The organism is Amorphus orientalis (assembly GCF_030814015.1).
Lineage (GTDB): Bacteria > Pseudomonadota > Alphaproteobacteria > Rhizobiales > Amorphaceae > Amorphus > Amorphus orientalis.
This window is the reverse complement of record NZ_JAUSUL010000005.1, coordinates 146210-170633: the sequence shown is the minus strand read 5'-3', so window position 1 is coordinate 170633 and position 24424 is coordinate 146210. Positions and strand designations below refer to the sequence as shown.

General features: G+C 66.7%; 20 protein-coding genes and 1 pseudogene. 12 read left to right on the top strand and 9 right to left on the bottom strand.

Translation table 11 applies throughout. From position 1 onward, the window contains the following. Positions 1-46: 46 nt before the first annotated feature. The 4 genes from phnC to J2S73_RS19535 all read left to right on the top strand — a co-directional run bounded on the left by phnC (position 47) and on the right by J2S73_RS19535 (position 3969). The gene (gene phnC, locus J2S73_RS19550; RefSeq protein WP_306887364.1) at positions 47-865 is read left to right on the top strand and encodes a phosphonate ABC transporter ATP-binding protein; all 819 of its coding nucleotides are present in this window, start codon (positions 47-49) and stop codon (positions 863-865) included. Beyond that, positions 862-1662 carry a phosphonate ABC transporter, permease protein PhnE gene (gene phnE, locus J2S73_RS19545; protein ID WP_306887363.1) on the top strand — a complete coding sequence of 267 codons (801 nt, stop codon included), beginning with the start codon at positions 862-864 and terminating at the stop codon, positions 1660-1662. The genes phnC and phnE (J2S73_RS19545) overlap by 4 nt, the downstream gene beginning before the upstream one ends. Further along, positions 1662-2477 carry a phosphonate ABC transporter, permease protein PhnE gene (gene phnE / locus J2S73_RS19540; RefSeq protein ID WP_306887362.1) on the top strand — a complete coding sequence of 272 codons (816 nt, stop codon included), beginning with the start codon at positions 1662-1664 and terminating at the stop codon, positions 2475-2477. The genes phnE (J2S73_RS19545) and phnE (J2S73_RS19540) overlap by 1 nt, the downstream gene beginning before the upstream one ends. 151 nt (positions 2478-2628) lie before the next feature. Beyond that, positions 2629-3969 (top strand): MFS transporter, encoded by a 1341-nt coding sequence (locus J2S73_RS19535; protein ID WP_306887361.1) that lies wholly within the window; start codon positions 2629-2631, stop codon positions 3967-3969. An 81-nt stretch (positions 3970-4050) separates the two neighbouring features. On the opposite strand, the gene hppD is transcribed toward J2S73_RS19535, so the two are convergent. Continuing rightward, positions 4051-5163 carry a 4-hydroxyphenylpyruvate dioxygenase gene (gene hppD / locus J2S73_RS19530; protein WP_306887360.1) on the bottom strand — a complete coding sequence of 371 codons (1113 nt, stop codon included), beginning with the start codon at positions 5161-5163 and terminating at the stop codon, positions 4051-4053. Positions 5164-5319: 156 nt separating this feature from the next. On the opposite strand from hppD, the gene J2S73_RS19525 reads away from it, so the two are divergent. After that, the gene (locus tag J2S73_RS19525) at positions 5320-5772 is read left to right on the top strand and encodes an Lrp/AsnC family transcriptional regulator (protein WP_370874472.1); all 453 of its coding nucleotides are present in this window, start codon (positions 5320-5322) and stop codon (positions 5770-5772) included. 22 nt (positions 5773-5794) lie between these two features. On the opposite strand, the gene J2S73_RS19520 is transcribed toward J2S73_RS19525, so the two are convergent. From J2S73_RS19520 to J2S73_RS19490, 7 genes are all read right to left on the bottom strand, one after another. Further along, positions 5795-6592, bottom strand: coding sequence for a DUF2189 domain-containing protein (locus J2S73_RS19520; RefSeq protein ID WP_306887358.1), 798 nt, complete (start codon positions 6590-6592; stop codon positions 5795-5797). A 266-nt stretch (positions 6593-6858) separates the two neighbouring features. Next, positions 6859-7833, bottom strand: a complete 975-nt coding sequence (gene dusA / locus J2S73_RS19515; protein WP_370874474.1) for a tRNA dihydrouridine(20/20a) synthase DusA — start codon at positions 7831-7833, stop codon at positions 6859-6861. Positions 7834-8197: 364 nt separating this feature from the next. Next, the gene (locus tag J2S73_RS19510; RefSeq protein ID WP_306887356.1) at positions 8198-8917 is read right to left on the bottom strand and encodes a cysteine hydrolase family protein; all 720 of its coding nucleotides are present in this window, start codon (positions 8915-8917) and stop codon (positions 8198-8200) included. Further along, a complete protein-coding gene (locus J2S73_RS19505) occupies positions 8914-9705 on the bottom strand; it encodes an ABC transporter permease (protein WP_306887355.1) in 792 nt (263 codons plus the stop codon). The genes J2S73_RS19510 and J2S73_RS19505 overlap by 4 nt, the downstream gene beginning before the upstream one ends. Further along, on the bottom strand, positions 9705-10592 hold the full coding sequence (locus tag J2S73_RS19500) for an ABC transporter permease (protein ID WP_306887354.1): 888 nt from the start codon (positions 10590-10592) through the stop codon (positions 9705-9707). The genes J2S73_RS19505 and J2S73_RS19500 overlap by 1 nt, the downstream gene beginning before the upstream one ends. Then, complete coding sequence (locus tag J2S73_RS19495) at positions 10585-11667, bottom strand: ABC transporter ATP-binding protein (protein WP_306887353.1); 1083 nt, start codon at positions 11665-11667, stop codon at positions 10585-10587. The genes J2S73_RS19500 and J2S73_RS19495 overlap by 8 nt, the downstream gene beginning before the upstream one ends. Further along, complete coding sequence (locus J2S73_RS19490) at positions 11664-12734, bottom strand: ABC transporter substrate-binding protein (RefSeq protein ID WP_306887352.1); 1071 nt, start codon at positions 12732-12734, stop codon at positions 11664-11666. The genes J2S73_RS19495 and J2S73_RS19490 overlap by 4 nt, the downstream gene beginning before the upstream one ends. A 160-nt stretch (positions 12735-12894) precedes the next feature. On the opposite strand from J2S73_RS19490, the gene J2S73_RS19485 reads away from it, so the two are divergent. After that, positions 12895-13704: a helix-turn-helix domain-containing protein gene (locus J2S73_RS19485; RefSeq protein WP_306887351.1), complete on the top strand. Its 810-nt coding sequence runs from the start codon at positions 12895-12897 to the stop codon at positions 13702-13704. A gap of 466 nt (positions 13705-14170) precedes the next feature. Then, on the top strand, positions 14171-15883 hold the full coding sequence (locus J2S73_RS19480) for an autotransporter outer membrane beta-barrel domain-containing protein (protein WP_306887350.1): 1713 nt from the start codon (positions 14171-14173) through the stop codon (positions 15881-15883). Positions 15884-15964: 81 nt separating this feature from the next. Here J2S73_RS19480 and J2S73_RS19475 read toward each other — a convergent pair whose 3' ends face one another. Then, positions 15965-16951, bottom strand: coding sequence for an AraC family transcriptional regulator (locus J2S73_RS19475; protein ID WP_306887349.1), 987 nt, complete (start codon positions 16949-16951; stop codon positions 15965-15967). A gap of 119 nt (positions 16952-17070) precedes the next feature. On the opposite strand from J2S73_RS19475, the gene J2S73_RS19470 reads away from it, so the two are divergent. From J2S73_RS19470 to J2S73_RS19450, 5 genes and pseudogenes are all read left to right on the top strand, one after another. Next, positions 17071-18657, top strand: coding sequence for an arylsulfatase (locus J2S73_RS19470; protein ID WP_306887348.1), 1587 nt, complete (start codon positions 17071-17073; stop codon positions 18655-18657). A 259-nt stretch (positions 18658-18916) separates the two neighbouring features. Beyond that, a pseudogene (locus J2S73_RS19465) lies at positions 18917-19213 on the top strand (formylglycine-generating enzyme family protein); the annotation flags it as partial. After that, positions 19212-19964 (top strand): SUMF1/EgtB/PvdO family nonheme iron enzyme, encoded by a 753-nt coding sequence (locus tag J2S73_RS19460; protein WP_306887347.1) that lies wholly within the window; start codon positions 19212-19214, stop codon positions 19962-19964. The pseudogene J2S73_RS19465 and the gene J2S73_RS19460, both read left to right, overlap by 2 nt. A 246-nt stretch (positions 19965-20210) precedes the next feature. Further along, a complete protein-coding gene (locus J2S73_RS19455) occupies positions 20211-23363 on the top strand; it encodes a DUF2169 family type VI secretion system accessory protein (RefSeq protein ID WP_306887346.1) in 3153 nt (1050 codons plus the stop codon). Beyond that, a complete protein-coding gene (locus tag J2S73_RS19450) occupies positions 23314-24420 on the top strand; it encodes a pentapeptide repeat-containing protein (protein WP_306887345.1) in 1107 nt (368 codons plus the stop codon). The genes J2S73_RS19455 and J2S73_RS19450 overlap by 50 nt, the downstream gene beginning before the upstream one ends. The last annotated feature ends 4 nt before the right edge of the window (positions 24421-24424 follow it).

The following is a 24424-nucleotide window of genomic DNA, read 5'->3' as shown; positions in this document are numbered from 1 at the left end:
GGGCGGCACCGTCCGCGCCCTTTTCCGTCCGGGACATGACCATCGAATGCTGACCGTCGAAAACCTGACCAAGACCTACCGTTCGGGCGACAAGGCGCTGCAGCGCGTCAGCTTCACGCTGCCCAAGGGGCAGGTCGTCGGCCTTATCGGTCCGTCGGGTGCGGGCAAGTCGACACTGATCCGCTGCGTCAACCGGCTGGTCGAGCCGACCTCGGGCCGGGTCCTGCTCAACGATCTGGATCTGACCACGCTCGGCAAGCCGGCCCTGCGCCGGGCGCGCCGCCGGATCGGTATGATCTTCCAGGAATACGCGCTGGTCGAGCGCCTGACGGTGATGGAGAACGTGCTGTCCGGCCGGCTCGGCTACGTCTCGTTCTGGCGCAGCTGGATGCGCCGCTTCCCGGGCTCCGACATCGCTACCGCGTTCCGGCTCCTCGACCGGGTCGGGCTGGAGGGCCGGGCTGACAGCCGCGCCGACGCCCTGTCCGGCGGACAGCGCCAGCGGGTCGGCATCGCCCGGGCGCTCGCCCAGGAGCCCGAGCTTCTGCTTGTGGACGAACCGACCGCGTCGCTCGATCCGAAGACTTCCCGGAAGATCATGCGTCTTCTCACCGAGGTCTGCGCCGAGCACGAGCTTCCGGCGATCATCAACATTCACGACGTGGTTCTGGCCCAGCAGTTCACCCAGCGCATCATCGGACTGCGCGCCGGCGAGATCGTCTTCGACGGTCCGCCCTCCGACCTCGACAGCGCCGCACTGACGGCGATCTACGGCGAGGAGGACTGGTCCGCCATGCGCCAGGCGGCCGCCGAGGACGCCGACGCCGAGCGGGACCAGACGGACCGGATGGCCGGCCTGGCATGAGCGACTATCCGACGACCTGGCGCCGTCCGCCGCAGATCCTGAAACATCCCGTCTGGCGACCGGTCATCCAGATCGGCATCCTCGTCTATCTGCTCCTCGCCATCGGCTCGCTCGAGGTCAACTGGCTGAGGGTGTGGGAGGGCCTCGACCGGGGCTGGCGGTTCGTGGAGGGCTTTCTCCGACCGGACTTCACCACGCGCTGGCGCGACATCAGCCAGGGGCTGGTGGAAAGCCTGACCATGACGGTGACGTCCACCGTGGTCGGGATCGCCCTGTCCATCCCGTTCGGGGTCGGCGCCGCGCGCAACATCGCGCCGCTGCCCGTCTACTATGTCTGCCGAGCGGTCATCGCGGTCAGCCGGTCGCTGCAGGAGGTGATCATCGCGATCTTCTTCGTCGCGATGTTCGGGTTCGGACCGTTCGCCGGCTTCGTCACCCTCAGCTTCGCGACCATCGGGTTCCTGGCGAAGCTCCTGGCCGAAGACATCGAGGAAATCGACATGTCCCAGGTGGAGGCCGTGCGGGTCGCCGGCGCCTCCTGGCTGCAGGTGGTGAACTATGCGGTCCAGCCCCAGGTGACGCCGCGGCTGATCGGGCTGTCGCTCTACCGGCTCGACATCAATTTCCGCGAAAGCGCGGTGATCGGCATCGTCGGGGCGGGCGGCATCGGCGCGACGCTCAACACGGCCATCGACCGTTACGAATACGACAGCGCCGGGGCGATCCTGCTCATCATCATCGGGATCGTGATGATGGCGGAGTATCTGTCGGGCCACGTGCGCAGGTGGGTGCAGTGATGGCCGTACGACAGACCCCGTCCGGTCAGGAGTGGCGCCGGCGCACGCCGCGGGCCGCTCTTGTGATGTGGCTCGGCTGGCTGGCTGCGACGGCGCTGACCGTCTGGTGCTGGTACGTGATGACGGAGACCACGATCTGGGCCTTCGTCTACGACGCGCCCCGCCAGGCCGCCGACATCGGGTCGCGCATGGTGCCGCCGCGTCTGGCCTATCTGCCGGAACTCTGGCGTCCGCTCTGGGACACGATCAACATCGCCACGCTCGGCACCGCCGCAGGCGTCGTGATCGCCACGCCGATCGCCTTTCTGGCCGCGCGCAACACGACGCCGAGCCCGCTCCTGCTCCGGCCCATCGCGCTGTTCATCATCGTCGCCTCCCGGTCGATCAATTCGCTGATCTGGGCGCTGCTTCTGGTCTCGATCGTCGGGCCGGGACTGCTGGCCGGCGTCATCGCGATCGCCCTGCGGTCGATCGGCTTCGTCGGCAAGCTGCTCTACGAAGCGATCGAGGAGACCGACGCCGCCCAGATCGAGGCGATCGACGCGACCGGCGCGAGCGCGCCCCAGTTGCTGGCGTTCGGGATCTGGCCCCAGGTGGCGCCCGCCTTCTGGGCGATCGCCGTCTTCCGCTGGGACATCAACATCCGCGAGAGCACGGTGCTGGGCCTCGTCGGTGCCGGCGGGATCGGGCTGCAGTTGCAGAACTCCCTCAACACCCTGGCCTGGCCCCAGGTCACCGTCATCCTGCTGCTCATCCTGGCGACGGTCCTGGTCAGCGAGTGGATCTCCGCAAAGGTGCGCGCCGCGATCATCTGAGCCTGGCTGGCCCTACGGCGGGTCGCAGCGCCTCGTAGCCGGTTCCCGGCGGCGTGGGGCAGCGGTCCGGGCTCCCTGCCGGCAACTGGACGGTGTGGAGCTTGCATGGCAGGCTCCGGACGACGTGCGGCCCCATCCCAGGAGACCCCAAATGTTCTCGGTCCTGTCCGGCGTGTGGGCGCTTCTGCTCGGCATCGTGTTCATCATGCTGGGCAACGGCATGCACTTCACGCTGATCGGCCTGCGTGGGGGCATCGAGGGATTTTCCGCCGCCGAACTCGCCATCGTCACGTCCGGCTATTTCGCGGGATTCCTGTCCGGCGCGAACCTCACGCCGCGCCTGATCCGGCGCGTGGGGCATGTCCGCGTCTTCGCCGCGCTTGGCAGCTTCATGTCGGCGGGACTGATCGCCTTTCCGCTGGTCGCCGAGCCGTGGGCGTGGACCATCCTGCGGCTTCTGATCGGCTTCTGCATGTCGGGCATCTACGTCACGGCAGAGAGCTGGCTGAACGACGCCTCCACCAACGAGACCCGGGGCAAGGTTCTTTCGGCCTACATGATCGCGCAGACGCTGGGCATCATCGGCGCGCAGTATCTTCTGACCCTGGGCGATGCGACCACGGCGGTGCTGTTCATCGGCGCCTCGATCCTGGTGTCGATCTCGTTCGGCCCGATCCTCCTGTCCGCCGGCCGGACCCCGGCCGCCGACGTGACGCGCCCGATGGGGCTCCGGGCCCTGTTCACGAGTTCGCCGCTCGGCACCGTCGGGATCTTTCTGCTGGGCGCCGTCTACGCGACCCAGTCGGGCATGGCGGCGGTCTTCGGCACCCAGATCGGCATGGAGGCGGACCGGATCGCGCTGCTGGTCGCCACCCTCTTCGGCGGGGCGCTCCTGCTGCAGTTTCCGATCGGCTGGCTTTCGGACCGGATCGACCGCCGCAAGGTCATCTTTCTGGCCGCCGCGATCGGCGTGGCCTCCTGCGCGATGGCCTGGACGTTCGGCGGCGGCCTGTGGGCGCTGATGGCTTCGGCTTTCTTCGCCGGCGGCGTGACGACGCCGCTCTATGCGCTGTTCCTCGCCTACACGAACGATTTCCTCTCGACGGAGGACATGCCGGCGGCGTCCGGCGGTCTCGTGCTCACCTTCGGGGTGGGCGCCATTCTCGGGCCGCTGGTCGCCGGCTGGGCGATGCAGTGGGGCGGGCCGTTCGCCTTCTGGCTGGTGCTGGGCGGGCTGTTCGCCACGATCGCGGTCTACGCCCTCTACCGCATGACCCAGCGCGCGGTCCCGTCGGCGGAGGAGACCGAGAGCTACATCAGCGTGCTGCCGACCGCCTCCGTCGTGGCGGTGGAAGCGGCCGGCGCCTGGGCCGCCGAACAGGCCGAGGCAAAGCGGGAGGAGGAAGAGCAGGAAGAGGCGCGGGCGGAAGGCGCAGAAACGGAAGCGGAAGACACAAGGGAAAAGGAGGGGGAGCGGGACGCGCGCGGGTGACCGCCGGGGACGTCGGGATGCCCGGGGCAAGCGTAGAGACCACCGGCGCACGCGCGCGCCGGTGATCGTTTCAGAGGCGGGTTATTCCGCGGCGGAAGCGGAGATCTCGCCGGAGCGGATCTGCTCTTCCTCGATGGATTCGAACAGGGCCCGGAAATTGCCCTCGCCGAAGCCGTTGTCGCCCTTGCGCTGGATGAACTCGAAGAAGATCGGGCCGATCACGGTCTTGGAGAAGATCTGCAGCAGGATCTTGGTCTCGCCGCCGCCGACCACGCCTTCGCCATCGATCAGGATGCCGTGGGTCTTCATCCGGTCGACCGGTTCGTCGTGGCCCTTCACCCGCTCGAACGACTTCTCATAGTAGGTGTCCGGCGGGCCGGGCATGAACTTGAGGCCGTTGTCGGCAAGCCTGTCGGTGGCGTCGTAGATCGACTCCGTGCCGATCGCGATGTGCTGGATGCCCTCGCCGCGATACTTCCTGAGGTAGCTCTCGATCTGGCTCTTGTCGTCTGTCGATTCGTTCAGCGGAATCCGGATCTTGCCGCAGGGCGAGGTGATTGCGCGGCTGACGAGGCCGGTCAGCTTGCCCTCGATGTCGAAAAAGTGGATCTGGGTGAAGCCGAACAGCTCCCGGTAGAAGTCCCACCACTTGTCCATGTTGCCGCGATAGACGTTGTGGGTCAGGTGGTCGAGGAAATAGAAGCCGACGCCTTCCGGCTTCGGATCGGCCTCGCCCAGCCACTCGAACTCCGCCTCGTAAGGCGAGCCCTTGTCGCCGTAGCGGTCGACGAAATAGAGCAGCGATCCGCCGATGCCGACGATCGCCGGCACGTCGAGGCTCTTGTCGCCGCCTTCATAGGGCGTGGCGCCCTGGGCGACCGCATGGTCGAAGGCGTGTTTGGCGTCGACCACCCGCCACGCCATCGACGGCGCGCAGGGGCCGTGCTCGTCGACGAAGCGGCGGCCGAAGCTGCCGGGCTCGGCGTTGAGCAGATAGTTCACATCGCCCTGGCGCCAGACGGTGATCGCCTTCTCGCGATGGCGGGCGACCGGAGCGAACCCCATCTTCGCGAACAGCTCTTCCAGCTTCTCCGGCTCGTCGCTGGAAAACTCGACGAACTCGAAGCCGTCGGTGCCGGCCGGGTTCTCCGCCGAGATTTCTGCGGGCGGGGCATCATGCGGGAACGGTCCCATGGTCGGTCTCCTTATCCGGGCGCGTCGGGCGCACCTGTTGGAAGTTTGGGACGAGTCTCGCGCAAATCGCGCGCAAGGTGCTTGCGAATGGGCGGTCTTTTCGGCTCTCTTCGCTCAAAGCGTGCGCAATTCGACCCTCAAATGCACGGATCATGTATGGACGCCTACGACCGCAAGATTCTTGCCGCCTTGCAGGCGGACGGCCGGCTGACCAACGCGGAGCTGTCGGAGCGGGTGAACCTGTCGCCGTCCCAGTGTTCCAGGCGCCGTTCAAGGCTGGAACAGGACGGCGTGATCGTACGCTATGGCGCGCATCTCGACCGGGAGAAGGCCGGCTACGGGCTAGCGACCTTCATCTCCGTCACGCTGGCCACCCACAACCGCGACAACGCCCAGCGCTTCGCGCAGCTGGTGGGCGGGTGTCCGGAAGTTCTCGAAGCCCACGCCCTGACCGGCGAGATGGACTATCTTCTGAAGGTGGTGGTCCGGGACCTGGCGGCGCTGTCGGGCTTCGTCAACGAGACGCTGCTGCCCCACGATTCCGTGCTCAACGTTAAGACATCGATCGTGCTGGAAACGCTGAAGGAGGAGGCGCCGCTGCCGCTGTGAGGGGCGGGCGGCGAGGGGCGCGTCACCAGGTGATGGCGCGCCGGTAGAGATGCCAGGTGGTGAAGCCGACGACCGGCAGGGCGACCAGGAGCCCGATCATGAACGCGGCCATGCCGGCGGCGATGATGATGGTGACCAGGACGCCATAGACCAGGAAGGCGAGCGGGCTGCGGCGCACCGCCGCCACGCTGGCCGACACCGTGGTCGCGGCATCGACGTTGCGGTCGAGCAGCATCGGCGCGGCGACGACGGTGAGGGCGAAGGTGACCGCCGCGAAGACCGCCCCGACCGCCGTTCCGATCACCGCGTAGCGGAACCCGTCCCACGTCGAGAAGATCGCGGTGACGAGCCCGCCGATCGTCCACTCGGTGGCGCCGAAAATGGCGGCGTGAATGAACTCGGCGGCTGCCATCCAGAGCACCGCGACCACCAGAAGCGTGACGCCGAGCAGCGCCATCTGGCCGCCCCCGTGGCGCATGCCGGCGGAAAGCACGGCGGAAAATTCCAGCGGTTCGCCGGTTTCCAGCCGCCGGCTGATCTCGTAGAGGCCGAGCGCGATGCCGGGGCCGATCAGCAGGAACGCGGACAGGGCCGGGACGATCAGGTTCACCTTCGAGTTGGTATCCAGATAGAGGACGATCAGCGCGCCCAGCACCGCATAGACGAGGCCGAAGGCCATGCCCAGCACGGGCTCCTCGCGCCAGTCTGCCATGCCGTCGGAGAAGGCGTCGCGCACGTCTTCCGGCGTAACCGGTCTGACCGTCGGACGGGCGGTGCCGCTGCTCCGGTAGGCGATGTCCTGGATGTTTCCGTCGACCATGCTTCGTCCCTTCGACGTCGGATCGCGGTCCGGGCGAACCGGGCGCGTCCGATCTGTTCTGGTCCGCCCGGTGGCCTGCGCGCAGCTCTCCGAAACGCGTGAAGGCCGCACTGGTGCGTGGTTCCGCGTTCTCAGGAGACAGCACGGCGAGCGCCACCGTCCGACCCGTGTCTAGGGGTCGATTGAACCCTTGTCATTGGCCTAGATCAACGCCTGGTTTCGGGGGCCGGTGTCTGGACCACCGGATTTTTCGGGATCCAGTCGCGTCAGGCCGCCGAGCGGGTGGCGTCGGACCTCTCCGCCCGCGCGGTGCGGACGATGTCGATCGCCTGGTCCAGAACCTCCGCGCCGGCCCCCGGCAGACGTGCGGCTTCCGTCAGATGCCGGCGCCAGTGACGGGCGCCCGGGCCGCCGTGGACGAGGCCGAGCATATGACGGGTGAGGGCGGAGGGGCGGATGCCGGCGGCGACCAGGTCGCCGAGATAGGGCCGCATCGCCTCGGCGACATCCAGGGGATCGGCCTCGGGGGCCTCAGTGCCGAAGACGGTCCGGTCGACCCCGGCGAGCACGGCGGGGGTCTGATAGGCGGCGCGGCCGAGCATCACGCCGTCGACATGGGCGAGATGGGTTTGCGCCTCGTCGAGGGTGGCGATCCCGCCATTGATGCCGACGAAGACGGAGGGCAGGCGCGCCTTCAGCCGGTAGACGCGGTCGTAGTCGAGCGGCGGAATGGTGCGGTTGTCCTTGGGCGAGAGCCCCTTCAGCCAGGCCTTGCGCGCATGCACCCAGAGCGCGTCGGTGCCGGCCGCGACCACGGCGTCGGCGAGCGCGTCGAGGGCGATCTCCGGATCCTGGTCGTCGATGCCGATCCGGCACTTGACGGTGACCGGGATCGCGACGGCCGCCTTCATCGCGGCGACGCAGCGCGCGACGAGCCCGGGCTCGGCCATCAGGCAGGCGCCGAACGCCCCGCCCTGGACCCGGTCCGACGGGCAGCCGACATTGAGGTTGATCTCGTCATAGCCCCACTCGGCCGCGATGGCGGCCGCCTCGGCCAGAAGGCCGGGGTCGTTGCCGCCGAGCTGAAGCGCAAGGGGATGCTCTTCGGGCGAAAAACCCAGCAGGCGGTCGCGGTCGCCGCGGACCACGGCCTGGGCGGTGACCATCTCGGTGTAGAGCAGCGCATGGCGCGACAGCCGCCGGTGAAAGACGCGGCAGTGCCGGTCGGTCCAATCCATCATGGGGGCGACGGCGAAGCGGCGCGCCTCGGAGATCGGGAAAAGTCCCGATTCTCCGTGGATTTCTGCCCTGTCGCCAACCGTCACCATGATCGATCCTGTTCCCGTTCGCGTCCGCCTGCGACCGAAACGCCCACGTCTGCGCGCCGGATGCCCGCTCCACCGCATCTGCAAAAGGCGCGTTCATCGGGTGTGCGCACGGAAGATGGGTTGCAAGCGTACCTAGCGCAAATCGCCGTGAAACAGAACGGGGGCGCCATCCTTCCCGAAAGCCGGCCGTCTGATCGCCGGTGGTCCCGGCGGCCAGGATCAGGAAGCGGCAGAAGGAGGCGAGGGACCCGTTTCAGATCGGGGCCCCGGCCCCCGATCAGATCGAGGAGCCCGCCGTGACCGCGTCGATGACCTCGTTGCCGGTGGCGGCCACGCGGCCGAAGTACAGGGCGAACGCCTTCATCGTGGCGTCGTGCATGTCCGGGTCGTAGTCGGCGCAGGCATCGGAAACCAGGACACAATCGTAGCCGCGGTCGGCCGCGTCGCGCGCGGTGGTCTCGACACAGGCGCTGGTCACGCACCCGGTGATGACGAGGCTGGTGATGCCCATGCGCTGGAGCGTGGCGTCGAACTCGCTGCCGTTGAAGGCGCCGTTCGTGGTCTTGCGGACCACCGTCTCGTCCGGCAGCGGCGCGAGCGGCTCGATCACGGCGAAGTCCGGGTTTTCCGCCCACCACACATCCTCGATGCCGGCGGCCCGTTCCATGTTGCGGGTCCAGGCGCGAAACCGGGGCGGACAGTCGCGGAGATCGCGATAGGGCGAGCCGATGACGAGATGGATGACCGTCAGCTTCTCGTTGCGGAAATAGTTCAGGAGATTCCGGATCGCCGGGACGGTCGTCGCGGTGAGCCGGTCGTTGTAGTAGCTCATCGAGCCCGGATAGGCCTGTTCCCAGGCGCGGGTCATGCCGTGGTCGGGCGAGGCGTCGTGATACTGCATGTCGATGATCACGAGAGCGAGCTGCTCGCGCTTCGACAGATCGACCGCCGGAATCATGGCGGTCATTTCGTCCAGTCCCTGGTGCATGGTGCTCATTTCGCCTTGTCGTTCTTCAGCAGGAGGCGGGTGCCGGCCAGGATCAGCAGGATCGAGGCAAGCACGGTGAGAGACGCGATCGCGTTGATCTCGGGCGTGATGCCGATGCGCAGCATCGACCAGATGTGCATCGGCAGGGTGTTCTCCGAGCCGGTCAGGAAGAAGGTGACCGGCAGCTCGTCGAAGGAGAGGGTGAAGACGAGCAGGGCGCTGCCGATCACCGAGGTGCGGATCGCCGGCAGCGTGACCAGGAAGAAGGTCTGCAGGCGGTTCGCCCCGAGATCCATGCTCGCCTGCTCGATCTCCTCGTCGAGGCTCTGGAGCCGCGCGTAGACCTGGGTGACGACCAGCGGCATCCAGACGATGCTCTGGCCGATGATGATGGTCAGCAGCGACAGCTTCAGGCCGGACCGGTTGAAGATCAGCAGGAACGCGAGGCCGGTGATCAGCGGCGGAACGATCAGCGGCATCAGGATGGTGCGTTCCAGGATCAGGGCCACGCCGCGTCCGAGCTGCCTGAGCGCAAGGGCGAGCGGCACGCCGACGACCGTGGTGACCACGACGCAGGCGGTGGCGACCTTGAAGCTGTTGGCGATGCTCTGGAGCAGCTGGTGGTCGTCGAGAAGCGCCGCATACCAGCGCAGCGACCACGCATCGATCGGCCAGGACAGCACGCGGCTCTCCTGAAAGGAGAACACCACCAGCACCGCGATCGGCACATACATGAAGGCGTAGATGAGGATCGCGGCGGCGCGGAAGCCGGCGCGGGTTCCTTTTCCGTCCGACATCATCGTCCTCCCGCGACGCGGTTGCCGACCCAGGCGGCGGCACTCACCACCACGAGAACGGTCGCCAGCACGACGATCGCCAGCGCGCTGCCGAAGGGCCAGTCGAACGCCGCTCCGAACTGGCCGATGATGACGTTGGCGATCATGATGTTGTCGCTGCCGCCGAGAAGCGCCGGGGTGATGAAGTCGCCGAACGACAGGCAGAACACGATCGTGCAGCCGGCCAGCAGCGAGGGCACGGTCAGCGGGAAGGTGACGTGGACGAACGTGCGGATGGGCCGGGCGCCGAGATCGGCGCTGGCTTCGCCGTAGGCCGGCGGGATCTTCTCCAGCGCGGCGAACACGGGGATCGCGACGAAGGGCACGAAGATATAGACGAGCGCGATGACGATCGAGACGTCGCTGTAGAGCAGGAAGCCGAGCTGGTCCGGCTCGACGCCGAACTGGCCGAGAAATCCGCCGATCAGGCCGTTGCGGCCGAGAATGATCTTCCAGACATAGGCGCGCAGCAGGAAGCTGGTCCACAGCGGCACAAGGAGCAGAATGAACAGCGTGTTCTTCCAGCGGCCCGCATAGCGCGCCAGGAACATGGCCAGGACATAGCCCATCACGGCGGAAACGAGCGTGACCATCGTGGCGATCCGCAGCGAGTTGCCGATCACGGTCAGATAGAGCGGGCGCTCCACGATCCGCTGATAGTTGTCGAGGATGAAGTCGGGACGGATGGAGTAGAGGTCCTTCGCCCAGAAGCTGAAGACCCCGACATGCCCGTAGGGATAGAGGATGAAGGCGGCCGTGTAGAGCAGGGCCGCGCCGGCACAGACCAGCGTCGTGCGGGACATGGTCAGTCCGCGCAAGTCGATGCGTGCCGCCCGGGCTTCAGCCATCGTCGGCCTCGAAGACGTGGACCGGTCGCTCGGTGAGGGCGAGGCTCAGGCGGTCGCCCGGCCGGGAACGCAATGGGGCCTCGGCAGGCTCGTCGATCTCGATTTCCGTGCCGTCGTCGAGCGACAGGACCAGCTTGCGGGTGTCCCCAAGGAAGATCACGTCGCGCAGGGTGGCCGATATCGATCCGGCCGCGTCCGGGCTGACCTGGAGGTCCTTCGGGCGCAGGATAAGGCGGACGGTGGCGCCGGTCGCCGGGACCGATTGTGACGGCAGGGCGCGGACGACCTCGCCGGACGCGAGGCGAATGTCCAGCCGCTCGCCGTCGTGGGCGGTCACCGTGCCGGTCAGCTTGTTGGAGCGGCCGACGAATTCCGCCACGAAACGGGTCGCCGGAGCGGAGAAGATGTCCTCCGGCGAAGCGGTCTGGCAGATCCGCCCGGCATTCATCACGGTGATCCGGTCGCTCATCACCATGGCCTCTTCCTGGTCATGGGTGACGTAGATGAAGGTGACGCCGGTCTCGCGCTGAACGCGCTTGAGTTCCAGTTGAAGTTCCTTCCGCAGCTGGGCGTCGAGGGCGGAGAGCGGTTCGTCGAGCAGGAGCACCTGGGGCTCCTTGATCAGCGCCCGGGCGAGGGCGACCCGCTGCATCTGGCCGCCGGAAAGCGTCGAGGGGTGCTGGCCGAACCGGTCACCCAGACCGACCCTGTCGAGCATCGCCTCCGCCCGTTCCCGCCGGGCCTTCCGCGGCACGCCGTCGAACCGGAGGCCGTAGGCGACGTTGTCGCCCACGGTCATGTTCGGAAACAGGGCGTAGCTCTGGAACACCGTGTTGACCGGCCGGCGGAAGGCCGGGTCCCGGTCGATGCGCCGACCGTCGAGGATGATCTCGCCGGCGGTCGGACGCTCGAACCCGGCGATCAGGCGCAGCGTCGTCGTCTTGCCGCACCCGCTCCGGCCGAGCAGGGTCATGAACTCGCCCTGCCGGATGTCCAGATCGATCCCGTCGACGGCGGCGAGGTCACCGAACCGTCTGGTGACCCCGTCCAGGCGGAGGAAGGAGGCCTCGCTCATTCGACGGTCGCGGCCTTGACCTCGTTCCAGACCTCCAGATAGCGGCTGCGGCGCGGGATCTCGCCCCAGAACGACAGGTTCTCCACGAACTCCGGGCCCTTGGCGAGGTTGGTGCCCTCGAGCGCGCCGTCCGGAAGATGCTCTTCGGCCTCGCGCACGGTGAAGCTGAACCCGCTTACGTCATAGACCTTGGCGGCGATGTCCGGCCGCAGCATGAAGTTGATGAACTCGTGCACCAGCTCGGGGTGCTCGGTCCCCTTCACGATGAACAGCGAATCCAGCCAGGCCGTGGGCCGCGCGGGGGCGCACTGCGCTGCGTTGACGCCTTCGTCCTTCAGGGCTTCGGTGACGTAGCTCCAGCTGTTCGTGGCGACGACCTCTCCGCTGGTCATCAGCTCGATGATCTCGCCGCCCGTGGACCAGTAGCGCCTGATCAGGGGCTTCTGCTCGATCATCTTCTGCTTGACCTGTTCGAGCTGATCGTCGCTCAGGTTCCAGATGTCCTCAAAGCCCATGTAGCTGGCGACGTCGCCGATGGTGGACACGTCGTCCCACATGGCGATCTTGCCCTTGTACTTCTCGTCGAAGAGGACCTCGAAGCTGCACTCCTCGACCTCGTCGGCGAGATAGGTCACCGGCTGGATGTCCCAGAAGTACGGCGCGCCGTACTGGGTGTCGCCGTCCTTCAGGAACGCGATCCTGCGGAACTCGGGCGATACGTTCTCGAAGTTCGGGATCTTGGACAGATCGAGCGGCTCGACGAAGCCTGCCTTGATGGCCGGCTGGGCAAGCGAACTGACGATCACGACGGAATCGTACTGACTGTCGCCGGCGGCAAGCGCCGCCATGTATTCGTCGTTGGAGCCGACATAGGTCGGGTTCACGGTGATGCCGAACTCTTCCTCGAACTGATCGATCCAGGCGTCCTCGGCGTAGCCTTCCCAGGTCAGGATGTTGAGCTCCTGAGCGCTGACGCTGGTTGCGGAGACCGTGAGCGCCATGGCGCCGGCCGCCAACAGCCGGCGGCCTTTCGGAATGCGACGCGGTACGGTGCGAAACTGGGTCATTGATCGATCCCCTGTTCTGGAAGCGGAGTGGTTCCGGCCGGTGGGCCGCTCTCGTCGTTGGGGAAAGCCTAAAGGGGTGCGGTGCACAATAACAATGGCGCCGCAGACGCGAAGTGTGTTCTAAAGAGCGTCAATTCGCGTCAGATGTGGGGGAAAGCAAATGAGCGCCGAGGATCTTCCAGCCAATCTGAGATTGCTGTGCAGCTATGGACGGTCGATCTCGGCGGTGTGCCGCCAGATCGGAATCAACCGGCAGCAGTTCACCAGATACCTTGCGGGGACATCGCGGCCGGGTCTCGCCAACGTGCGCCGCATCGCGGATCATTTCGGGCTGGAGGACTACGAACTGCTGATGGGACACGAGGCGTTCCGGAAGCTCCTCAGCATCCGCAGACCGATCGCTCCCAACATCTCCGAACTCACCGAAGAAATCCGCAGGACGCTTTTCCTGACCAGCGACAGCGTGGAGCCGCTTCTCAAGAAGGTGGGCTACTACCACAACTACTTCATGCCGCTTGAGTATCCAGGTTATATTCTGCGCGGCTTATGCCACGTGTACGAACAGAATGGCTTTATCGTCAGCCGCAACCTGGAACGTTATCCGCGCGATCCGCGGGTTCGGGTCAAGAAGTACAACGGCATCTTCGTTCACACCGGCGACAAGATCGTCATGTTCGAGCGGGAATCCACGATCGGTCGCGCGCTCTGGCTCAGCATTCTTTACCCATACGAAGAGGATCAGCCGCAACTTCTGCCCGGGCTGACCGTGGGCGTGACGCGGTCGTCGGGGCGCGAGATCGCCTGCTATCGGGTCGTGCTGGAATATCTCGGCAACGACATCGATCTGCGCCAGGCCATGCGCGGTTGCGACCTCTACGCCGAAGAGGACGATCGGATCGACCCGGAGATCCGTCGTCGCATCACGTGCGATATCCAGCCCCATGAGCTGGCCTTTCTGGCACGCGTGTAATCCGAGGTGCCGACGGGTTGGGACCCCCGACGGCCGACCGGCAACCTGACTTGAGGGGGCGGACGAACAGGACGGCATCGCCGGCGGATCGTTCCGAAAGATCGCCTGGCAGGATGCGTCGCGCCTCTAGACCTATGACGTCGCGTGGACGCGCGTTCGGTCAAACCGGTTGTCCGCCTCTGCGGCACCGCGGGCTGCCGCAGGCGCATCCGCCGGCACCATGGCCCACGGTGCAGCCTGAAAAGACGGGCCAGTCAGTTTGCATTCACACGGTCTATCGCCGATGGTGATACACGCAGAGGGTGATTCAATCGCCTTTTTCAGCTGGAGGGATGGGATGGACGTCTGCTTCAGCGGAAAGAGCGGTGAACCCACGTGCGGCGCCATATCCACCGCCGATTGGTCCTCGGGACGAACTGCGGGGACGTTCCGCTGGGCGGCGTCAACGGCGTCTTCGGCCGTTGTCGTGTTCGCGTTGGCGGGTCTCGTGGATGCGACGCTGAACTCCGCTGATGCCCAGAACTGCCGCGACCAGGGCGGCCTTCGCTACCTCGGCAACTCGACAGACAGCTCGCAGTCGATCTGGCTATCGGGAACCGTCGCCGGCGATTTCGAGCTCGAGGCTGCACAGGGCAGTCAGGTGGTCGACGACTGGTCCCAGGCGCGCAAAGGGCTCCATGTGTCGCGGTCGCCGGTCGTCTCGTCGGGAAACGGCGGAACTCACCGGCTGTTTTCCACCGGCGGCAACAAACCCTGTCTGATCGACACCCAGAACCAGAGGGGCGGGATCGCTCTGCCGCCGAACGTGACGTTGCCGGGCATCGTCTTGCCGCCGATCGGGTCCCTGTTTCCCGATTTTCAGCTTCCCTCGCTTCCGGGCGGAGGGGCGACCCCACCGATCGCGCGTCTGCCGTCCCGGCCGGGCGCTGGAGTGACCCCGCCGATTGCGACGCGTCCGCCCAGTGGCGTGACCCCGGGCGTTCCGAGCCGTCCACCGAGCGGGGTGGTGCCTCCCGTCGGGACGCTGCCGTCGCGACCCGGGGGAGGTGTCACTCCGCCGATCGGCACGCTTCCGCCCGGAGGCGGAGGCCCCACCGATCCCGGTGGTGTCGTTCCTCCCGTCGGCTCACGTCCCGTCACGCCGGTCCAGCCGCCGGACCCGTCGCAGCCGCATGGTCCCGGGGGCTATCCACGGCCCGTTTCTCCGACCCAGAACGAAGGAATGGCGGCAGAGCAGGCGGGGGTGCCGGAAGATCCGTGTTTCGACGCTGTCGACGAGCGGCTGTCCGACGAAGCCCTGGAGGAGCGCCGCCGCCGCTGCGTGCCGGCCCTGTTGCAGGGGCCGCCGCTCACGCCCGGCCGTGACCTCACTCCGGTCAGCCTGTGGAATGCCTGGTCCGATGCAAAGCTGATCGGTGTCTCCGATCGCCGCTTCGGTCTCGACATGGAATCTCTGCTCGGCAGCGCGGCCATCGGTCTCGACCGGCGCGTCACCGAGAACCTGATTCTGGGCATGACCCTCTCTTTCGATCAGGGCCGGACCACCGGCTACGACGGATCGATGGAAGTCGATACCCAGGGCGTCTCGGTCGGTCCCTACGTGGCCTTCCGGCTATCCCAGCACTGGGCGGCAGATGCTTCGCTGAGCGTCGGACTGTCGGACAGCGACCTGAGCCTCAGCGTACTCGATGGCAGCTATCGGACCCGACAGGCGACCGCCACCGTCGACCTCTACGGTCAATACATGGTGCACGGCTTCTTCGTGCGCCCGAAGCTGACGGCGACATATTCGTACATCGACACGGAGACCTACGATCTCGCCGGAACGGTGCGCGGGCGCCCGGTGGCGGTCGAGATCCCGGGCGACAGCTTCGGCTACGGGGTGGCGACGGTCTCCGCGGAAGTGAGCCGCCTGTTCGTTCTTCCCGACGGCAACGCGATCATGCCGTTCGCGGAAATCGGCATCGACTACGAGTATGAGCGACCCAACGACGGCGCGATCCTGACCGGGGATCTGGCGCTGGCGACGCCGTCGCCCTGGGCCGGTTCGCTGGAAGTCGGCGCCCGGATGCTGTTTTCGAACGTGGTGCAGGTGGAGACGAGCGGCGCATACCGAAGCTTCGGCCAGGCCAATCTCGACATCTGGGAAGGCCACCTGAACGTCTCGATCGCGTTCTGATAAGCCCGGCCCGGTGCGCGCCTCCGCGTCCGCGTGGCTGGTTCGCCGACAGCAGGCCGGTTGCAGTCGTCGCCGTCGGGGTCAGTCCGTCCACCGCCTGGCTGCGCGCCGGTAGTTGGAGGGATCGGCGTAGCCGAGTACCGTTGCGATCCTGGCGATCCGCAGACCGCCGCCGGCCGAAAGCTCCGCGGCCCTGGTCCGACGCACCCCGTCCAGCACCCATCTGTACGTCGTGCCGTCTTCCGAGAGCCGTCGCTGCAACGTCCGCACCGGCAGATCCAGTCGGGCAGCCACGGTGTCCATATCGGTGCGCCCCTCCAGCAGGGCGAGGCTGATCAGATCGCCGACGGCGGTTGCGAATGTGGGGGGGCGGTTTCGCATGGCGGCGCGCACGTCCCGGAGGGTGATCGACATACTGGCCGGATCCGGTGCGATGGGACGGGGACGGGTTAGTTCCTCCCGTGTCAGCGGCAGGCCGATCCCGGCGCCACCAAAGCGCCAATCGGTGCTGGTCTTCTCCTCCCTGGATCCGGCGTAAGGATCCCGGACGTAAGGAACCTCGATCCACGCAGGGGTCCAGTCGGCCCCCAGATAGCGGCGCGCGAACTTGAGCATCGTCGGGACGACGTGGTCCGCATGGTGCGCCGCGTCGAGGCCTGGAAATGGCGGCGGCACGTAGCGCCAGACGAAGATGTCACCGGTACCGCCCAGGGTGATCGCCGGACCGGACTGATGCAGGGCCATGGTGCACGACAGGCGGGCGATGGCGGTCCGCAGGGTGAGCGCTCCAAGGCCGTAGCGCATCCACAGTCCGTAGTCCTCCGGTTCCATGGCGAAGCCGACGCGCAGTCCGAAAAGCGGATCGCCGGCCACGTCCGTTGCCTCGGCGAACAGCCGGACCAGCGCGGACATGGGCAGCCGCGTCTGCCTCATCTCGATCAGGGCGACGGGAAGGTCGGCACGTTCGAAGACGCGGTGGATGGCCTCGCGGCCCCCCAGGTCGGCGAGGAATTCCGGCAACGGTCCCATGCCGGTGGCAGACGTCATCGGCGGCAGTGGCTGAGCCATGCGCCTCTCCCATTTGGCGCAAAATGACCGATAACTCTACTTTTGTTTGTCATGCCCCCGAGGCAAACTCAGGTTTTGTACGTGGGTCGCATGAAATTGTGGCATTGGGAGGTGTATCAATGAGACGGCTCGTATCCATCACCGCCGTCCTCGGGGTGGCTGTACTCTCGGCATCCGGGGCGCATGCGCAGGAAAGTTCGGCACAGGACACAGCTCAGGAACAGAGCCGTCCGAATATCCTGGTGATCTTCGGCGACGACATCGGTCAGACCAACCTGTCGACCTACAGCTTCGGGTTGATGGGGTATCGGACGCCGAACATCGACAGCATTGCTGCCGATGGCATCAAATTCACCGACTATTATGCCGAGCAGAGCTGCACTGCGGGCCGTTCGACCTTCATCACCGGCCAGTCGACCCTGCGCACGGGCCTCTCCAAGGTCGGGCTTCCCGGCGCCGACTTGGGCCTGCGCGACGACGACGTGACACTCGCCTCCGCCCTCAGGGATCTCGGCTATGCGACCGGCCAGTTCGGCAAGAACCACCTGGGCGACCGCGACGAGTTCCTGCCGACCAACCACGGCTTCGACGAGTTCTTCGGCAACCTCTACCACCTGAATGCCGAGGAGGAGCCGGAGAACCGCAACTATCCGCGCGATCCGGCCTTCCGGGAACAATACGGACCGCGCGGCGTGATCCGCTCCTCGGCCGACGGCGAGATCGAGGACACCGGTCCGCTCACCAAGAAGCGGATGGAGACCGTCGACGACGAGACGGCCGCGGCGGCGATGGACTTCATGGAGCGGCAGGTGGAGCAGGGGAAACCGTTCTTCACCTGGTTCAACACCACGCGGATGCATTTCCGCACCCATGTGCGCGAGGAAAACCGCAGCGAGCCGGGCCTCACCGCGCTGACCGAGTATGCCGACGGCATGATCGAGCATGACGCGCTCATCGGCCAGGTGCTGGCAAAGCTGGATGAGCTGGGCGTCGCCGACAACACGATCGTGGTCTACACGACCGACAACGGCCCGCATCAGAACTCCTGGCCCGATGCCGGCACGACCCCGTTCCGCAGCGAGAAGAACACCAACTGGGAAGGCGCCTTCCGCGTCCCGGCGCTGATCCGCTGGCCCGGCCATATCGAGCCCGGTTCCGTCAGGAACGGCATCTTCTCGGGGCTCGACTGGTTTCCGACGCTGATGGCGGCGGCCGGGGACCCCGATATCAAGCAGCGGTTGCTGGACGGCACGTCCATCGACGGGAAGGACTACAAGGTCCATCTCGATGGCTACAATCAGCTTGCCTATCTGACCGGAGACAGCGACGAGAGCGCCCGCAACGAGTTCTTCTACTTCAATGACGACGGTGTTCTGGTCGCCCTGAGGTACGAGAACTGGAAAACGGTGTTCCAGGAGCAGCGCATGCCCGGCACGATGCAGGTCTGGGCCGAGCCGTTTACCGCCCTGCGGGTGCCGAAGATCTTCGATCTGCGGTCCGACCCCTACGAGCGGGCGGACATCACGTCGAACACCTACTGGGACTGGGTGCTGGAGCACTCCTTCCTGCTGGTGCCGGCGCAGGCCGAAGTGGCCCGGTTCCTGTCCACCTTCGAGGAGTACCCGCCCTCACAGCGGGCCGCGAGCTTCTCCGTCGATCAGATCCAGGAAGAGCTGGAGCAGAGCTTGAGCGGAATGGTGCAGTAGACCGGCCGGAAGCCGAGGCGTCCCGACGGACGTCCATCGAACCGATCGACGGGCGGGCGGATACCCCGCCCGTCGACGACTCCGGAGACATCGCGATCAGTGCCGAAAAGGACACCGCGTCCGGGGGCTCACAAAGCCGCACGACCGGAGTGAATGCCCTGACGGTCGCGACGGATCGGTCCGGCGCCATGATCGCTCTCACCCGTAGCAGCGGGGGGCCACCGCTCCCGCTTTTCTCCGCCAGACCGGAGACGACCCGATGCTGAACCGCCATGACGCCGTTCTTCTTTCCGCGCTGGCCCTTTCGGCTGCGGCGGCGGGAGGCGCCTATACGCTCTGGGACCAGCCGGCACGGGCGGCCCCGGCCGCCGTCGCCGTCGAGGCCTGCCCGCAGCGGGCGGAGGCCAGCGGCGAGGTCTTCATCGAGGGCGGGCGCTTCCTCATGGGCTCCGACAGCGAACGGCCAGAGGAGCGCAAGGCCCACCCCGTCGAGGTCTCCGATTTCTATATCGACCGGACCGAGGTGACGAACGCCCAGTTCGCGCGGTTCGTGGATGAATGTCACCATTGCCGAACGCGGGATCGGCGAAGCCGGTCGCGGCAAGCTGCCGGACACGCTGCTCAAGCCTGGCGGCATGGTGTTCGCGCCGCCGACCGAGCCGGTCGACGATTTCACCGACGTGAGCCGGTGGTGGCGCTGGGTGGAGGGGGCGGACTGGCGCCATCCGGAGGGGCCGGGAAGCTCGATCGCGGGCCGCGAGCACCATCCCGTGGTGCAGGTCTCCGTCGAGGACGCCTATGCCTACGCCCAGTGGGCGGGGCGGGCGCTGCCGACCGAAGCGCAGTGGGAATACGCCGCGCGCGGCGGCCTGGAGGACGCCAGATACACCTGGGGCGACACCTACGACGAGACCGACGGGACCAAGGCCAACACCTGGCAGGGGGCGTTCCCGACCGAGGACGAGGCGATCGACGGTGCCCACGGTACGGCGAAGGTCGGCTGCTATGAGGCAAACGGCTACGGGCTCTACGACATGGCCGGCAATGTCTGGGAATTCGTCCAGAACTGGTGGGTCCCCGGACATCCCGCCGGGTCGGCCACAGATCCGCTCGGTCCGACGCTGGGCGAGGCGCGGCGCTTCGGAACCGCACTCGGCCCCCAGGTCACGGTCAAGGGCGGGTCGTGGCTCTGCGCGCCCGTCTATTGCGCCCGGTTCCGCCCGTCGGCGCGCCAGCCCCAGGAACTGGCGCTCGGCTCCAACCACATCGGCTTCCGCACCGTCCGCCCGGCCGGTGGCGCGCGTTAAATTTCGGACATCCTCCCGGAATGACCGTCCGGCGCCTTGCCGGTTCCGCCGGACTGTCTATTTCTGATCGACCTGACGAGAGGGGTGGAGAAAAGCCGCACCGGCTTCGGTATGATCGCGCCGCAGCCGGTGCGACGATCGCCGCGCGGTGCCGCCAGGCTCTGGCGGCGGAACGCCCCTTCCGTCCGTTCGGACAGTCCAGCCGGCCGGCCCCAAGCCGAACCGGTCTTCCACGGAAACGAAGCCATGCCGGGAATAATCAAGCCGATGCGGCTCGGCGTCCTGACCAAGTGCACGCCCTATCGCAAGGGGGCGATGTTCACGGTCACGGCGCTCGGGCTCTTCGACCTTCTCGAGCCGGACTATCTGCTGATGGAAACCGGGCTGTGGCCGATGGCGGCGGACCAGCTTCCGGGCGGTTCCGTGCTCGATTTCGGCACGCCGAAGCCGAACGGCGAGGTGATCGTCGCCGGCAGCGCGATCCCGCCGGGGGGGCATCCGGCCAAGGAAGTCACTGTGGAAGCGGAGGTCGGTCCGGTCTCCAAGCGCGTGATGGTCGTCGGCGACCGGGTCTGGGTGCACGGCGACAACGGCCCGGTGTTCACCGACCCGGTGCCGTTCACCCACATGCCTCTGGTGCCCGAGCGGGCTTTCGGCGGCGAGGGGGTCGTGGAGAACCCGGTCGGGCGTGGGGCCGGTGCGCGGCTCCTCTATGACGCCGGCTACAAAGCGCCGCTGCCGAACCTGGAGAACCCGGCCCACCCGATCCTCGACATCGAGGATGCGCCGCATCCGGCCTGGTTCGGGCCGTATCCCCTCGATGCGCCGATCCGGCGGAAGTACATGGGGACCTACGACCGCGCCTACATGAAGACGCACTTCCCCGGCTATCCGGAGGACTTCGACACCCGTTATTTCCTGACCGCTCCCGCCGACCAGCAGATCGACGGCTATTTCCGCGGCGACGAGCCCGTTCGGGTGGCCGGCATGTCGTCGAGCCATCCGACAGTGCATTCGCGGCTGCCGGGGGTGCGGGCGCGCGCCTTCGTGGACCGGACGTCGGAGCCGGCGGGACTGCACGAACTGCACATGCATCTGGATACGGTCTGGCTGTTCGGCTCGGTCAACAAGGGGGTGGTCGCCTTTCGCGGCTCCACCGAGATCGAGGACATCGAGGGCGACGACGTCGCCTACGTGATGATCGCCTACGAGCGCCTGTCCGATCCGCCGCGCGACGTGAGCTACTACGAAGAGGTCTATCGGCAGCGGCGCGATCCGAAGGAAAAGATCAAGTATCTGCTGGCCGACTACCAGCTCTCGCCGGGCATCGACCCGGAGGTCTGGGAGCGGCGGCGGGCGAGCAAGCTGGAGGCCTTCCAGCAGCAGATGGACGCGTTCCGGGAAGCGCAGGGCTTCCAGCTTCGCAAGCAGTTCGAGGACCGCGACCTGCCGCCGGCGCTGATCGCCGACATGCCGCTTCCGCAGATCCCGCCCGTCGCCATTCCGACGGAGGAGGAGATCGAGCGCGGCGAGGCCGATTTCGCGTCCATGCTCGACGATATGGCCGAACAGAAGAAATTTGCCGATACGGTCATCCTCGAGCTGGAGGGTCTGCGCGAGCGGCAATTGGCCGAGAAGGGCATCACGGCCTTTGACGACATGCCGCGCGCAGCCGATCTCAAGCCGGGTATCGAGGCCGATCCGAAATATGCCGGCACGCTCGCCAACTTCCACGTCGAGCAGCCGGACATCGCCAGGACGACCGCCGAGCTCGATGCTTTCGTCGACTCCATACCGACATTCGACTCCCGGCCGACGGAGCAGCAGGAGCAGGTCCGCTCCGCGGTCGCAGCCGCAAAGGACATGGTGACGGGGGCCGCGTTCGAGAATCCCGACGGATTCGGGGGAAGCGAAGAGGAGCGGTTCGAGAAGGCGCGGGCGCGGGCGCTCGACCTGCCGGAGGCGCAGCCGTTCCACCAGGCGCGGCAGGAACTCGCCCGCGCCGCCGAGCGCATGGAGACGACGGGGCTCGCCGACATGCTGGCGGAGGCGAAGGAGGTCATCGAGCCGAAGAAATTCCGCGAGATGATGGCCGACATGGAGGCCAGCGGCCTCGATCCGGATGCCATCGAAGCCGGGCGGCAACGGCTGGCCCAGACCGAGAAACAGATCGGAAAGTTCCTGCCTGCGGTCGATGCCGGGGAACCTGGAGAAGGCTTCGAGGCGCTGCTGTCGTCGATCACGGAGTTCAGCCAGTCGCGCGAGCCGCTGGACCCGGACGAACTGCTGCGCGAGCTGGAAGCCGTCTTCGCGATCATCGAGCCGATGACCATCGATGGCCAGCGCAAGACGCGGCTTCTGGTGCCGAAGCCGACCGCGCCGATGCCGGCGTTCGGGCCGGAAACCGCCAAACGCCTCGGCAAGCTCGCGCTTGATGACATCGGGGTCGGCGATCTGGCCGGCCGTGATCTGGCCGGTGCCGACCTGGCCGGCGCCGATCTTTCCGGCGCGGATCTGAGCGGCACGCTCCTGGAAGGGGCCAACCTGGAGGGCGCCAATCTCACCGGAATCACCGCTCACGGGGCGGCCCTGACGGGCGCGAATCTCAGGAACGCCCGCCTTGCGCGCGCCGATCTCAAGGACGTCAATTTCGGTGCGGCGGTTCTGGACGGGGCCGATTTCACCGGCGCGCGGATCGAGAACCCCATCCTGATGGAGACATCCCTCGCCGGGATCGTGCTGAACGAGGCGCACCTGATCCGCTGGTCGGCGGTCAATCTCGATCTCCGGTCGGTGCACTTCGACCGCGCCCACATCGCCAATGGGAACTTCATCCGCTGCGACCTGGCCCATGCGAGCTTCCGCGGAGCGAAGATCGTGCGCTCCATCGTCATCGAGGGATCGCTCAACGGGGCCCATTTCAACGGGGCGGAGCTGGAGAAGGCCGGCTTTATCAAGACGGATCTGGAGCGGGTCGTGTTCGACGAGGCCCGCCTGGTGTCCAGCGGCTTCGTCGGCGAGCCCGTGATGACCTATGCGAGCTTCACCGACGTCCACGCGGTGAAGACGAGCTGGCTTGCCGCCGACCTGAAGGAGAGCTGCTTCCTGCGCGCCAATCTCAGGGACTGCAGCCTGATGCTGTCGGACGCGCGCTGGTCGGACTTCCGGCTGGCGGCGCTGCACAACACGCTGATGCTGCGCGCGAATTTCGGAGAGTGCGACTTCTTCGGAGCGAACCTCATGGGCGCCCAGATGCGCAAGGCCAACCTAGCCTTCGCCTCGCTGCGCCGCGCCAACGCCTATTCCGCCGACTTTTCGCTGGCCAAGCTCACCGGAGCGGATCTGCACCATGCCCACCTCGTCAAGACCACCTTTCGCGCGCCGGAAACTGTCGATTGAGGAGCTCAGGGAGTACCTCTTCCACGGTCTGCAGATCCCGACCCGGGACCTGTCGGGCCTGAGCTTCGACGGGGAAGACCTGACCAAGGCGAAGTTTCTCGACTGCGACCTGTCCGGGGCGGATTTCCGGGGCGCGCGGCTCGACAAGGCCGCGTTCACGATGTGCGATCTGCCCGGAGCCCGCTTCGACGAGATGAGCCTGTCGCGGTTCTCGCTGGTGAGCTGCGAGGCGGCTGAGGCGTCGTTCGCCGGGGCCACGCTGAGCGACTGTCAGACGGCCGGCACGTCCCTGGCGGGCGCGGATTTCGGCGAGGCGAAGCTGCTGCGCTGCGCGTTCGCCAAGTCGCCGCTCACCGGCGCCAGCTTCGAGGCGGCGGAGCTGGAGACGGTCGCGGTGCTGCAGTCGGATCTCACCGACGTGGTCTTCAGGACGGCGTCGCTGCTGATGGTGTTCCTGACCGAGGCCGACCTTCGAACGGCGGACCTGTCCCAGACGCGCCTGCAGCAGGTGCTGCTTATCGACGGCGACCTGAGAGGCCACACCTTCGCGGGCCAGAGCCTGGAAAACTGCACCATGATGAAGGCCAATCTGGACGGGGTCGACCTGCGCGGCGCGAACCTGGCCAATTCCATCTTCATGGACTCCAGCCTGCGCCAGGCGAACCTGTCGGGCATCGAAGGCTCCAAGGCGATCTTCAACGGCGCCGACCTGACCCAGGCCGATTTCACCGGCAGCAAGCTCGACATGGCGAACTTCTCCGGCGCCACGCTCCATCATGCGTCGTTCGCCGACTGCCGGATGCCGATCGCCCAGTTCGAGCGGGCCGACCTGCGCGCCGCAGCCTTCGACAGGGCGGATCTGAGCCATGCCAACTTCGCCAATGCCCACGCGGAAGGGGCCTCGCTGCGCAACGTTAAACTTAAGCAAACTTCGTTGCACATGGTCGATCTCGACAGCACATTCTCGGAGGGCTCGACGGGGACCGTGAAAGGCACCGATCCGCACCGTGCGGTGGCCGAGCACTACAACTCTTTCAAGGTCCGGCTCGCCGAGTAGCGAG

Excerpts from the sequence above, each read along its gene's own strand:
- J2S73_RS19495 (WP_306887353.1), bottom strand. The coding sequence starts at position 11,667 with ATGAGCGAGGCCTCCTTCCTCCGCCTGGACGGGGTCACCAGACGGTTC.
- J2S73_RS19485 (WP_306887351.1), top strand. The coding sequence starts at position 12,895 with ATGAGCGCCGAGGATCTTCCAGCCAATCTGAGATTGCTGTGCAGCTAT.
- J2S73_RS19510 (WP_306887356.1), bottom strand. The coding sequence starts at position 8,917 with ATGAGCACCATGCACCAGGGACTGGACGAAATGACCGCCATGATTCCG.
- phnE (WP_306887362.1), top strand. The coding sequence starts at position 1,662 with ATGGCCGTACGACAGACCCCGTCCGGTCAGGAGTGGCGCCGGCGCACG.
- J2S73_RS19520 (WP_306887358.1), bottom strand. The coding sequence starts at position 6,592 with ATGGTCGACGGAAACATCCAGGACATCGCCTACCGGAGCAGCGGCACC.
- J2S73_RS19455 (WP_306887346.1), top strand. The coding sequence starts at position 20,211 with ATGCCGGGAATAATCAAGCCGATGCGGCTCGGCGTCCTGACCAAGTGC.
- phnE (WP_306887363.1), top strand. The coding sequence starts at position 862 with ATGAGCGACTATCCGACGACCTGGCGCCGTCCGCCGCAGATCCTGAAA.
- J2S73_RS19500 (WP_306887354.1), bottom strand. The coding sequence starts at position 10,592 with ATGGCTGAAGCCCGGGCGGCACGCATCGACTTGCGCGGACTGACCATG.
- J2S73_RS19525 (WP_370874472.1), top strand. The coding sequence starts at position 5,320 with ATGGACGCCTACGACCGCAAGATTCTTGCCGCCTTGCAGGCGGACGGC.
- J2S73_RS19475 (WP_306887349.1), bottom strand. The coding sequence starts at position 16,951 with ATGGCTCAGCCACTGCCGCCGATGACGTCTGCCACCGGCATGGGACCG.
- J2S73_RS19490 (WP_306887352.1), bottom strand. The coding sequence starts at position 12,734 with ATGACCCAGTTTCGCACCGTACCGCGTCGCATTCCGAAAGGCCGCCGG.
- hppD (WP_306887360.1), bottom strand. The coding sequence starts at position 5,163 with ATGGGACCGTTCCCGCATGATGCCCCGCCCGCAGAAATCTCGGCGGAG.
- J2S73_RS19450 (WP_306887345.1), top strand. The coding sequence starts at position 23,314 with ATGCCCACCTCGTCAAGACCACCTTTCGCGCGCCGGAAACTGTCGATT.
- dusA (WP_370874474.1), bottom strand. The coding sequence starts at position 7,833 with ATGATGGATTGGACCGACCGGCACTGCCGCGTCTTTCACCGGCGGCTG.
- J2S73_RS19505 (WP_306887355.1), bottom strand. The coding sequence starts at position 9,705 with ATGTCGGACGGAAAAGGAACCCGCGCCGGCTTCCGCGCCGCCGCGATC.
- J2S73_RS19535 (WP_306887361.1), top strand. The coding sequence starts at position 2,629 with ATGTTCTCGGTCCTGTCCGGCGTGTGGGCGCTTCTGCTCGGCATCGTG.
- J2S73_RS19470 (WP_306887348.1), top strand. The coding sequence starts at position 17,071 with ATGAGACGGCTCGTATCCATCACCGCCGTCCTCGGGGTGGCTGTACTC.
- J2S73_RS19460 (WP_306887347.1), top strand. The coding sequence starts at position 19,212 with ATGAATGTCACCATTGCCGAACGCGGGATCGGCGAAGCCGGTCGCGGC.
- phnC (WP_306887364.1), top strand. The coding sequence starts at position 47 with ATGCTGACCGTCGAAAACCTGACCAAGACCTACCGTTCGGGCGACAAG.